The sequence below is a fragment of the Bacillus sp. BR3(2024) genome (genome assembly GCF_039134555.1).
Classification (GTDB): domain Bacteria; phylum Bacillota; class Bacilli; order Bacillales; family Bacillaceae_G; genus Bacillus_A; species Bacillus_A cereus.
This window is the reverse complement of record NZ_CP152434.1, coordinates 1-10,418: the sequence shown is the minus strand read 5'-3', so window position 1 is coordinate 10,418 and position 10,418 is coordinate 1. Positions and strand designations below refer to the sequence as shown.

Sequence of the window (10,418 nt, the reverse complement as noted above, 5' to 3'; positions counted from 1 at the left end):
AAGCAAAAATGAATGCGTCTGACCGCAGGCATGGAAAAGCGTTAGCTTTTTCATGCCAAGGCAGGCGGATTTTGCCCTGCTTGAGTCTTACAGGACATAGGACGGTAAGACGATTCGTCAGATGCTCTTGATCTTCCCGGTTTAAAGCCGTTAAGGCGATAAACCGGGCTCCCCGAAGGGGAGCATATGTACTTGATTCTATGTGATACCACATAGAATCAAGTACATTATACAATATATTAATGTAGATATGAGAGATTTTGTAATAGGAATACAAGGGAGAATAACTAGAGAAGGGTTGATCACGGAGTCCGGAACGTTTATGCCGCGAAAGTCACTTGACCATGAGGGGCACCCTCATGCAAACTCACCAGAGGTGGCCCCAGAAGGGCGGTTTTTGCCCGCTGGGGTTATCTTTGGGAGTTTGAGGGTGTAGAGGCTCATGGTCAAGTGAACCGTGGAATAAAAAGTGTAGGACGGAACCCCCAGAAAAGGGCAAAAACCAAAGTGAGATTATGTAAAATGATAAGCAAAGATCTGGATTTTTCGTGATGAATACTTATTTATGGTTAGTTAATATAACGTCTTATTATCGGTAGTAAGTTTTTTCATAGAATTCTTGTATAAACAAGGATTCTTCTTTTTTTTGCATGAAATTTTGTATAAATAAAAAAGATTTGGTTGTTATGAGTATTTAATTTTAAAATTGAGTTTGTAATAGGAATTATATAAATCTATTATGTAAAGGTTATGGAAATTAAGAGTTTGAAACAAGTGGTACGTGAATTATTAGGAAAAAGGGTATATCATTGCTATAGCGAATATATTTTTTGAGGTGAAATGCTATGAAGACGCTATATAGTCCTAGTGATGTGGCAGAGCAATTAGGTATCCAATCTAGTACATTACGTAAGTATGCTGATGTCCTTGAAAAAGAGGGTTATACTTTTATTAAGAATGAACGTGGGCATAGGAAGTATAGAGAAAGTGATGTAATGGTGTTTCGTAGGGTTATAAATTTAAAGAACGACACAGACATGACATTAGAAAATGCTACAAAGCAAATAGTATCATGGCATCAAGGTGTTGAAGTATTGCCATTAGAACGACATGATGTTGAGCGCTATGAAGAACCTAATTCCAACGCTACACCGCTACAGACGATGATCCAAGAGCAAAAAGAGATCATTGAAAAGCAAAATGATTTACTTCAGGAATTAACTAAACGATTAATGGATCAAGATGAAAGATTTATACAAAGAGAATTGGAATTATTGAACGCTATACAATCGATACAGGATTCTCAGAAGTTTATAGCAATGAACTCTAGCGAAGAGATAGTGAAGAATCAAAGTCGTGATGAAATACTTTTAAAAACAATTAGAGAAGTTCAAGAAGTTAAGAGGATGATCTCAGCAAGTAAAGATAAGAGATGGTATGAGTTTTGGAAATAGTATTTTTTTAAAATTTGTTGATTATATTTTTCTTATTTTATAAAGTTCAAAAAGGTTTTTGTGGTTTTTTGGGGAATTAGGTAAATATTTGTATTTGTTATGTGACTTTTTAAATAAGTTATTTTTGATAGACACAAATATTATAAAGGGGGATTCATATGTTTAAAAAAAGTGTTTTAAGTTTGTTAGTATTAGTTTCTTTTGTTATAGGAGGAAATTCTATACGCGCAGATGAATCTTATTATGTTAATAATGGGATATGTAAAGACATCGAAAAAAATGTAGAAGAAAATAAATATGTAAAAAGTTGTTTTAAAGTATTTCCTGTTTCTCCTCTTGGTCCATCATTAAAAATACCAAATGATTTTTTATATGATGATGGTATTTATAAAGGGATTTTATATTTGACTCACAAAGAATATTCAAAGCATTCTGTTGTATCTTATTATGAAGGTGTTTTAAATAAATATAAGTAAAGAATATATATTTAGTAAGAAATTATATATTCTTTATTATTTTTTAATAAAAAACCAATTCTTTTGATTGATAGGAATTGGTTTTTATTTATAAATTTTTGATTAGGGTTTTAGTTGTTTTATTTTTCAGTCTAATTGTAAAAAATTATTTACTTTTTGTATGAAATATATTACAATCCAATTAGTGGAAATTATACGATAGAAGAGAGGGAAGACATGCTTGAGAATAATATAGCGGTAGGAAGAGCTGAAAAAAAGTGGACACAACAGCAATTAGCAGATGAAGTAAATGTTAGTCGACAAACTATAGTAGCTTTAGAAAAAAATAAATATAACCCTTCTTTAGTATTGGCTTTTAAAATTGCTAATTCGTTGGAAAAAGATATAAATGATGTATTTCGTTATGAGGAGGATAAATAATGGGTAATATTGCTGTAACTTTAGTTTTGGTTCTAGTTGCATTAGTTTTTATAGCAGAGTTTTATAAAGGATCTTTTGAAAGGCAGATGGAGTCGAAAGACGAGAGAGGTCAAATACTTATTTTTAAGGTGAAGTCTTTATCTTATAAGATTTTATCTTTTGGTATTTTAATTGGAGTAGTAGTTGTAGCAATATTTAAGTTAATGGATAAGGAATATTTTATTTATTACGTAATGATTGTATTTTTTATTCAAAGTATAGCTTCGTCTGTTTATTTAGCTGTTGTTCGAAAAGCATAAAAAAAAAATAACACTTTATATTTGAAATAGGAATTATGTAAAGTGTTATTTTTATTTTGGTTTTATAGTTGTTGGTGAATTTCGGCTGGTGATTTTTTTCTTTTTTGTATAATCGTTAAAGCTTTGTTATATTTTTGTTTTAAATAAGTAAATATGGATTTATATTCTTTATCTGTTAAAAATAGAAGTTGATTAGATATCATAATAAATGAAAAGCTAAAGAGTCCCATTACTATAGCGATACCTAGATGCATACCAATTATGCCCATCATACCAATATATTTTGTTTTTTTATTAAATAATAAAAATGGAAAAGCTAATTGTACAATTACTGTTATATAAGATCCTGTAACTAACATTAGATCAGATGAATGTATTAAGTTCTTGAAGAAAGGATGAGAGAATTCATCAACTTGTAAAACGTAATATAAAGCTGTACCATTTTGCCATAATTCACCCATTGCTTTATGAAGACCTGAAGTAAGATATAGTATACTTACTTGAACAAGACATGCGAGTATGGATAAGTTATGTAATAAATTTCTTAAAGAAATATTTTCAGTATTAGTAGTTGTAGATGGATTTATATTTTTTTTATTTTTTAAATAAGAGTCTAATGAAAAGTATTGAGTAGTATTAGCGAATAATAAATAGAATAGTAATATACGAGAAATATTATCTCCACCATCTAATATAATATTATTTTGAGTCATTAAAGACCAGATGAAAATGAAATTTAGGAATGATATTATTTTTCCTTTATAACCAAATAAAAAAAGTATTGCTATTAAAATTCCTAAATGATAGATAATATTGAAATATAAGTTAGATGTACTGAGACTATATAGAGAAAAATTGTTAAAAAAACGTTCTTCTGGACTTAGGTTTCCCATACTCATTAAGCCATTAGATCCCCATAAAAAGTAACGTTGTGAGTAATGAATTGTATAGTTATAAAGAATGATAAATCCAAATGCAATTCGGATTAGACTAGCTCCTATAAGCATATGTTTTTTTTGATTTAATAAAATCAACTTATTAATCATTGTTTTTCACTCCTTTGTACTAGAACATAGATATAACATTTTGTGGTTTTGCCCAATCAAGTTCAATATAACGTTTTTCATTATTAGGATTTTTTTCTTCTTTTTTTGAGAAAGGTATTGGGTTAGATTCTACAAGAAGAACTTTAAATTCTATAATATCTTTATTAGGATAGGCGCTTTTAAGATGTGCTTCAGCGTATCTGTTTAATAAATTATTTGATATTTTTTCAGCATTTTTACTTCTTTCATTTTCAACTAAATGTTTATATTCTTCTTTATCTAATTTCCCGTTGTTTATTTTTTTGATAACCTCTTGCATTGTATCATCGCTTTCTTGTCTTAAAGCAAATGCACCTCTAGGAATTCGTAATAAACGATTATATGGTGTAAATCTATTTTCTTGATTTTCCTTAATCATGTAGTCAACAATATCGATCCAACCAGTAGTCGTAGTATCATTATCTGATTTGATTTTGGCTTTTACAAAAAATTTACTATTTGTTGTTACTGGTGCAGGAGCAAATAGTCTCCAGTTTTGAGTGAAAATAGGATCCATATAGGCTGATAATTGTTTATTGTATTTAGCTTTTATAGGATTAGATGGAGTATTATAAATAAGGGTTATGGCAAAATGAAATATGAAAGCTGTACATAATAATCCAGCTATTAATTTTTTCCACATTATTATCACCTCACTAATTTTTTTAAGCTTTTATTGATTTCAAGATAAAAGTTTATGTTTTTTTATTTAAGGTATAAAATATTAATTATAAATATGTAATGAATTTTATAGTTACATAGTTAAACGAGCCAATTCTTACTTTGTAGTAAGAAAGGCTCGTAATTATGTTTTGCATAGTAAACAAAAAATTAATAGTCAAAAGTTATAGTTATGTCTTCATAATTAAGACTATTAGTGCTATTGTTTCCAAAGGCAGCATTAGCAACTGCTTTACCAACTGCTTTTCCAACACTAAAGGCACCTGCTGCAGCTACAGCTCGTCCCGCTGCGGCGAAAAATTCTTGTGGTGGCTGAATATTTTCATTTGAGGATTCTACGGCAATAGTTTCCTCATTAATTGGAGCTGCTTTGGCTGTAGTAGAGTTAAAAGCTGCTCCACCTAATAGTAAAGAAAGTGCTAATCCCGATCCAATAATTTTTTTTATTATTGTCTTCGACCCCCTAAAGAATAAATCTACAGATCAAAAGATGATTTTACATCTTCGTATTCATAACTAGGAGCATCTGATGAACTACTTCCAGTTATTTCTCGTGCAGCTTTTTGATGTGCGAAATATCCCCCTACCCAAGCAGCTCCTTTTGCTGCAAGGCGATGTGCAACAGCCAAGAGTTCTTTTGGTGGTTCAATGTTTTGGTTTGCAGATTCTACAGTAATATTTTTTGCTTCATCGATTGGAGCTGCTTTGGCTGCAGTAGAGTTAAAAGCTGCTCCACCTAATAGTAAAGAAAGTGCTAATCCTGATCCAATAATTTTTTTTATTATTGTCTTCGACCCCCTAAAGAATAAATCTACAAATCAAAAGATGATTTCACATCTTCGTATTCATAACTAGGAGCATCTGATGAACTACTTCCGATTACTGCTCGTGCAGCTTTGTCACCTGCTAAATATCCCCCTACCCAAGCAGCTCCTTTTGCTGCAAGGCGACCTGCAACAGCTAAGAATTCTTTTGGTGGTTCAATGTTTTGGTTTGCAGATTCTACAGTAATATTTTTTGCTTCATCGATTGGTGCAGCTTTGGCTGCAGTAGAGTTAAAAGCTGCTCCACCTAATAGTAAAGAAAGTGCTAACCCTGATCCAATTAATTTATTTTTCATTTTAATACTCCTTTAGATTTACTTTTATAGGATTTATTGATCGAAAGATGATTTTACATCTTCGTATTCATAGCTAGGAGCATCTGATGAACTACTTCCAAATACAGCATTTGCAGCTTTTTCACCTGCAACCCATCCAACTCCCCAAGCAGCTCCTTTTGCTGCAGCTCGTCCTAACATTGCCGCGAATTCTTTTGGTGGTTCAATGTTTTGCTTTGATTCTACAGTAATATTTTTTGCTTCATCGATTGGTGCAGCTTTAGCTGCAGTAGAGTTAAAAGCTGCTCCACCTAATAGTAAAGATAATGCCAATCCTGATCCAATTAATTTGTTCTTCATTTTGAAAAACCTCCTAATATTTTCTTGTAAAAAATATGATACATCCAGATTATTACATTTTAAGGATAATAAGTACACATAAAATTCGAAATTTTTGAATTTTGTAAAAAAAGACAAATAATTGTCATATTTTTAAAAAAAATGTAACAATTAAGTATAATTATATAAATAAATATCATAATTATATAACGATATAACAATATATTAATTTTTAAATGCAAAAACATATGTTTGAAATTATTGTTTTCTTTTTCCGTTTTCTAGGTGTTTCTTTTTGGGTACACTCTATATCTCTTAAACCCTTTATATCAATAACTTTCTTTATTTTCTCTATCTCACTCTTATATATAGGGCTAGAAGTTCCGTAAGGAACGAGTTGTATTTTTGAGAAAACATTCAAAAGGTTATCAGCGTGTATGGAGCGATTGGGAAGACACTTAGTTAGGGGAGATTCTTACATCTTCTCCAGCAGTTGCTTCTTGGGGATCTAATCGAATTGATTGTTTTGCACGAGGTCAAAATGATCATATGTGGCATAAAGCATGGAGTGTTTAAATTTATAGAAAAGAAAGAAGTAGCTATTTTAATTAAATAATTGATGCCTTTTTTTACTTTTAATAATAAAAGAGAAATTATCTATGAATATTATATTTATAGAGAGTTAATATAATGATCTATTATTGGCAGAAAAGAAAAAAGCGAAATCCATTGATATAAATGGAATTTCGCTTTTTTTCTTTATCATGATTTTATACATTGTGGAAGTAGAAATTTTAAATTCTGGGTTGTTTATGTTAGGAAAGTGATTTGAATTTGGGTGTGTAGAGGCTCATGTTTGGGTGAACTGTTAGAATAAATAGATTAGGATGGACAATAGTAAGTAGAATATATATTTATTAGATTTTGCTAATTTTAGTTTATACTGTTAAAAGTTTTTATATTAAATTTAGGTATATTGTCTAGACATAGAAAAAGCCTATCGAATATATAGGTAAATATAATGTGTAAATTTAAATAGAAAGAGGTTGGCTAGTTATGTATTATCAAAATACTTCTGAATATGATTATGTAGATGATTTTCGTCAACAACAATTTCAAAATTTAGTAGGTCAATTATTTACTATTCCTCAATCTGTTACATTAGCTAATGGGCAAACTCTTCAGTCAGGTACACGTGTTTTTATTCATAGAGTTACTTTTACTCCATCTGGTCAAGAAATGGTTACAATAGTGTTTCCTTTAGGGATTGGTGGTAATCCTGTAGTTGGATTAACACAGGTTTCAGGTTCCCAACTTTCAGGTGCAGCTGTTCAATTTTTTCAAATGTCACAGGGGCAAGGGCAAGGTTTTGGTGGGCATGGACATAGATATTGAAAAAAAAAACAATTAGAATTTTTAAGTTTATTTTTTTGTTTAAATTATGTGTATGAATATTTAGGAGGGCAAATCTAAAATTATACTTATTAAATAATTTAAAAGTAAATTTTTCTATTGAAAATGTTATAGAACTTTTAATGTGATTACTTTATATATCTTTAGATAACATAATCACAAATAGAATAGACTTGCTCTCTATTTTTATTTATTTAATATTGTACATTGTTGCTAATAAAAATATAAAAGAGGTATTAAAAATGAATAATTTAGATAATCAATATCCAAACAATCCATTTCCATTTCAAATAGATAATCAATACCCAAACAATCCACTTCCATTTCAAATAGATAATCAATACCCAAACAATCCACTTCCATTTCAAATAGATAATCAATACCCAAACAATCCACTTCCATCATCAAAAGATAATCAATATCCAAACAATCCATTTCCATCATCAAAAGATAATCAATATCCAAACAATCCATTTCCATTTCAAATGGATAATCAATATCCTCCAATATCTAAAAATGATTGTTATAAACCAGATATATGTCAGTTAAAGCCTGGGTATTATAAATGGATTCCTCCGCATTGGGAATGTTGTGATTGTTATTTAGATAAAAAAATAAAATATTAGATTACATTTTTTCTCTCTGATCTCAAAAAGAGACATTTTATAAATTTATAAAATGTCTCTTTTTAAGATTTAGATTAAATAAAAAATGTATCTAGGATATTATCTTTTTCTTCTTTACTAATCCCAATATATTTAAGTGTAATTTGTGGTGTGCTGTGATTTAAGATTTCCTGCAACATAGCGACATCTTTTGTTTGTTTATAGAACCAATAGCCGAAGGTTTTGCGCATGGTGTGGGTACCAATGGATTCTACACTGGCAAATTCTCCGGCTTTTTGTAATTGTCGATAAGCCTGGATTTTACTTATAGGCTGATTTCCTTTTCTTGAAGGGAATAACCAGGCACTTTCCAGATTTTGGGTATACGAATAGACTTCATCAAAAATAGAAGTAAGATTAATGATACGTTCTTTTTTTGTTTTTCCTTCTTTGATTTTAAATTCTTTTCTCTTTTTTCGTTTCATTTTTATTATGGTTTGTGTATCGAGTTGGAGTAGATCACTCACGCGTAATCCGGTATGGATACCGATAAGAAACAGAATATAATCTCGTTCGGAACAATGACGTTTCAGAGACCATTTCATATCTTCGATCTGTTCTTTGTTACGGATGGGTTGTACATCAATGAGATGTGGCTTTTTATTCATGGATTTATGACCTCTTTATTTATATTGTTTTGAATGTATACTTTTGTTATGTGTTTTGAGGATATCAGGGGAATTGTTGAGAAGTCAATGTTTAAGGAGAAATGAAAGTAAACTAATATTCAAAAGTTTACTTTCATAAGCAGAAAAAGAGTCCTATGTACAGGACTCTTTTTCTATTAGTTATAACAAAAAAAGCCAATCATGATATAATTGAATTGTCGAGAAACAACTATAATGAGAGGCTTTTTTATTCTTATAAATTTCTAATTACATAATAGCATAAAAAAAGTCTCCGTACTAGTTGTAAATACTAGGAACGAGGAGAAAAGTTATGACAAATACTATCAATTTAAAACAAGCTGAAAGGAATTCAAGATTGAGAGATATCGAGAATTCGAAGATATTGTCAGAAGAAGAGATGTACATAGCAAATGAACTTCAAGCAAAAGCTAATTTACATGGAATGAAGTTGGTACCTGAACGGAAAGTAAAAAATAAAGCTAAATTTGCTCAAATTATTCAAGAGAATTGGTTATATCTCATTCAAAATAATTATTTAAAAAACGAAGAAATTATGTTTTTAAATAAAATTATTGGGTTTATAGGTTTTCGTTCGAATTGTATTGTTCATGATATTAATGCAAAAGAACAATTACCCATGACTCAAACTGAAATTGCAGAAAAAATAGGATCTAGTAAAAATACAGTTAGTAGACTAGTAAAGCAATTAATTGAAAAAGGGCTAATTGGGCGTTTTGAATCCGGTAGGGATGGAATTAATGCTAGAATGTATGCATTGTATATAAATCCTAATGTAATTCTTTGTGGAGATCGTGACAATATTAATCAAACACTACAAACTATGTTTATAAGAAAACCTAAAGAATTAAAAAATTTACCTATAAAATTAGTGTAACCTGTATGAATTTCATACAGGTTTTTTTATAACTTTATAGTTATCGAATTCGATAACTAAAGTTATCGAATTCGATAACTATAAAAAATCCCAAATCCCTTGGTATTAAAGGCTTTTTTATAGTTACGTATGCTGTTCCCTTCTCACTCTCTATATAGAGAGCTAAAAGTTCCGCAAGGAACAGGTAGTATTTTTAAGCAAACCCGGCTTAAAAATCTCCACCTTTGCTAGAAAAAAGTCGCCTCGTCAATCCTCGGCTAAAGTCGAAGACTTTTCTTTTTTCTAACATCCTTGCCAAACTTTTTTTGGCTCGTTTGCTTTCATTGCCAAGCCGATAAACTCAAAAGTGGGATTTAGACATATCGGCTTGAGCTATTCATTATACGAGCCAAATCGCTTGGTCTAACGTTCTCCAATAGATTATTTATCTATTTTTAGATACGCAATACGTGGGGTCTCCCCACACCCCGGCCAACCTCTACCTCAAAAGTAGAGGGAATAGATTTGTTTTAAAAGCCTCAGAAGGGCTGTATTTCATTTTTTTGATGAAGGGCTATATAAAACTACTTTTTTATAAAAGAATTTAATCTAGAGGGGTTCTAGGGTCTTAAATGACGAATCTTAGGGAATCTTTTTTGTCTTTGCTTTTATACGATCTGTATTTTTGGGAAGACATAGCGAAGCTTGCTGTCTTCGCTATGAATATGATTATGGATTTACTTGTTTAATTGAGAGAAGAATAACTTTTACAGATCATGTATGCGAAGTATACATATCTGTTGAGACAAAGAGAGTTTGCCATGGGCGAATCCTCTTTGTCTTTTTCTAAGAAGCGAAAGCTGAATTAGAAAAAGAGGCATTCCTGATGCAGAGCTTCCAGGAATGCGAAATCCCGCAGGGCAAAATTCGCCTGAAGACCATTCACTCGGCTTGCCGAGCTTGTTTTTGGTTCAAGCGCAGCGC

The 10,418-nt window shown here is 30.6% G+C and carries 13 protein-coding genes; 7 read left to right on the top strand and 6 right to left on the bottom strand.

What is annotated here, in order from left to right; all coding sequences use genetic code 11:
- The first annotated feature begins 845 nt into the window (after positions 1-845).
- The 4 genes from V7S45_RS27165 (at position 846) to V7S45_RS27150 (ending at position 2,649) form a co-directional block, all read left to right on the top strand.
- Positions 846-1,454 (top strand): DUF3967 domain-containing protein, encoded by a 609-nt coding sequence (locus V7S45_RS27165; protein WP_342761922.1) that lies wholly within the window; start codon positions 846-848, stop codon positions 1,452-1,454.
- Between the two features lie 158 nt (positions 1,455-1,612).
- Positions 1,613-1,930: a hypothetical protein gene (locus V7S45_RS27160; RefSeq protein WP_098283261.1), complete on the top strand. Its 318-nt coding sequence runs from the start codon at positions 1,613-1,615 to the stop codon at positions 1,928-1,930.
- Positions 1,931-2,146: 216 nt separating this feature from the next.
- Positions 2,147-2,350, top strand: a complete 204-nt coding sequence (locus V7S45_RS27155) for a helix-turn-helix transcriptional regulator (RefSeq protein WP_070179076.1) — start codon at positions 2,147-2,149, stop codon at positions 2,348-2,350.
- The gene (locus tag V7S45_RS27150; RefSeq protein WP_342761921.1) at positions 2,350-2,649 is read left to right on the top strand and encodes a hypothetical protein; all 300 of its coding nucleotides are present in this window, start codon (positions 2,350-2,352) and stop codon (positions 2,647-2,649) included. Before V7S45_RS27155 ends, V7S45_RS27150 begins: the two co-directional genes overlap by 1 nt.
- 62 nt (positions 2,650-2,711) lie before the next feature.
- Here the strand turns inward: V7S45_RS27150 and V7S45_RS27145 are convergent, their stop codons facing one another.
- From V7S45_RS27145 to V7S45_RS27125, 5 genes are all read right to left on the bottom strand, one after another.
- Positions 2,712-3,695 carry an HTTM domain-containing protein gene (locus V7S45_RS27145; protein WP_081340368.1) on the bottom strand — a complete coding sequence of 328 codons (984 nt, stop codon included), beginning with the start codon at positions 3,693-3,695 and terminating at the stop codon, positions 2,712-2,714.
- 19 nt (positions 3,696-3,714) lie between these two features.
- Positions 3,715-4,377 carry a DUF5819 family protein gene (locus V7S45_RS27140; RefSeq protein ID WP_070179075.1) on the bottom strand — a complete coding sequence of 221 codons (663 nt, stop codon included), beginning with the start codon at positions 4,375-4,377 and terminating at the stop codon, positions 3,715-3,717.
- 514 nt (positions 4,378-4,891) lie between these two features.
- Positions 4,892-5,044 (bottom strand): hypothetical protein, encoded by a 153-nt coding sequence (locus tag V7S45_RS27135; protein WP_157797784.1) that lies wholly within the window; start codon positions 5,042-5,044, stop codon positions 4,892-4,894.
- Positions 5,045-5,226: 182 nt separating this feature from the next.
- A complete protein-coding gene (locus tag V7S45_RS27130) occupies positions 5,227-5,535 on the bottom strand; it encodes a hypothetical protein (RefSeq protein ID WP_088344480.1) in 309 nt (102 codons plus the stop codon).
- Between the two features lie 33 nt (positions 5,536-5,568).
- The gene (locus tag V7S45_RS27125; protein WP_070179072.1) at positions 5,569-5,874 is read right to left on the bottom strand and encodes a hypothetical protein; all 306 of its coding nucleotides are present in this window, start codon (positions 5,872-5,874) and stop codon (positions 5,569-5,571) included.
- A gap of 1,035 nt (positions 5,875-6,909) precedes the next feature.
- Here V7S45_RS27125 and V7S45_RS27120 point away from each other — a divergent pair.
- Positions 6,910-7,248: a hypothetical protein gene (locus tag V7S45_RS27120; RefSeq protein WP_025690085.1), complete on the top strand. Its 339-nt coding sequence runs from the start codon at positions 6,910-6,912 to the stop codon at positions 7,246-7,248.
- A 260-nt stretch (positions 7,249-7,508) separates the two neighbouring features.
- The gene (locus tag V7S45_RS27115) at positions 7,509-7,892 is read left to right on the top strand and encodes a hypothetical protein (RefSeq protein WP_342761924.1); all 384 of its coding nucleotides are present in this window, start codon (positions 7,509-7,511) and stop codon (positions 7,890-7,892) included.
- Positions 7,893-7,966: 74 nt separating this feature from the next.
- Here V7S45_RS27115 and V7S45_RS27110 read toward each other — a convergent pair whose 3' ends face one another.
- The gene (locus V7S45_RS27110) at positions 7,967-8,539 is read right to left on the bottom strand and encodes a tyrosine-type recombinase/integrase (RefSeq protein ID WP_342761923.1); all 573 of its coding nucleotides are present in this window, start codon (positions 8,537-8,539) and stop codon (positions 7,967-7,969) included.
- A gap of 331 nt (positions 8,540-8,870) precedes the next feature.
- Between V7S45_RS27110 and V7S45_RS27105 the strand changes: the two genes are divergently transcribed.
- The gene (locus tag V7S45_RS27105; RefSeq protein WP_025690064.1) at positions 8,871-9,455 is read left to right on the top strand and encodes a MarR family transcriptional regulator; all 585 of its coding nucleotides are present in this window, start codon (positions 8,871-8,873) and stop codon (positions 9,453-9,455) included.
- Positions 9,456-10,418 lie beyond the last annotated feature (963 nt).

What these genes read in the sequence shown, in the direction of transcription:
- V7S45_RS27140 (WP_070179075.1), bottom strand. Translation starts at nt 4,377, where the DNA reads ATGTGGAAAAAATTAATAGCTGGATTATTATGTACAGCTTTCATATTT.
- V7S45_RS27120 (WP_025690085.1), top strand. Translation starts at nt 6,910, where the DNA reads ATGTATTATCAAAATACTTCTGAATATGATTATGTAGATGATTTTCGT.
- V7S45_RS27145 (WP_081340368.1), bottom strand. Translation starts at nt 3,695, where the DNA reads ATGATTAATAAGTTGATTTTATTAAATCAAAAAAAACATATGCTTATA.
- V7S45_RS27150 (WP_342761921.1), top strand. Translation starts at nt 2,350, where the DNA reads ATGGGTAATATTGCTGTAACTTTAGTTTTGGTTCTAGTTGCATTAGTT.
- V7S45_RS27105 (WP_025690064.1), top strand. Translation starts at nt 8,871, where the DNA reads ATGACAAATACTATCAATTTAAAACAAGCTGAAAGGAATTCAAGATTG.
- V7S45_RS27125 (WP_070179072.1), bottom strand. Translation starts at nt 5,874, where the DNA reads ATGAAGAACAAATTAATTGGATCAGGATTGGCATTATCTTTACTATTA.
- V7S45_RS27160 (WP_098283261.1), top strand. Translation starts at nt 1,613, where the DNA reads ATGTTTAAAAAAAGTGTTTTAAGTTTGTTAGTATTAGTTTCTTTTGTT.
- V7S45_RS27130 (WP_088344480.1), bottom strand. Translation starts at nt 5,535, where the DNA reads ATGAAAAATAAATTAATTGGATCAGGGTTAGCACTTTCTTTACTATTA.
- V7S45_RS27115 (WP_342761924.1), top strand. Translation starts at nt 7,509, where the DNA reads ATGAATAATTTAGATAATCAATATCCAAACAATCCATTTCCATTTCAA.
- V7S45_RS27155 (WP_070179076.1), top strand. Translation starts at nt 2,147, where the DNA reads ATGCTTGAGAATAATATAGCGGTAGGAAGAGCTGAAAAAAAGTGGACA.
- V7S45_RS27110 (WP_342761923.1), bottom strand. Translation starts at nt 8,539, where the DNA reads ATGAATAAAAAGCCACATCTCATTGATGTACAACCCATCCGTAACAAA.
- V7S45_RS27165 (WP_342761922.1), top strand. Translation starts at nt 846, where the DNA reads ATGAAGACGCTATATAGTCCTAGTGATGTGGCAGAGCAATTAGGTATC.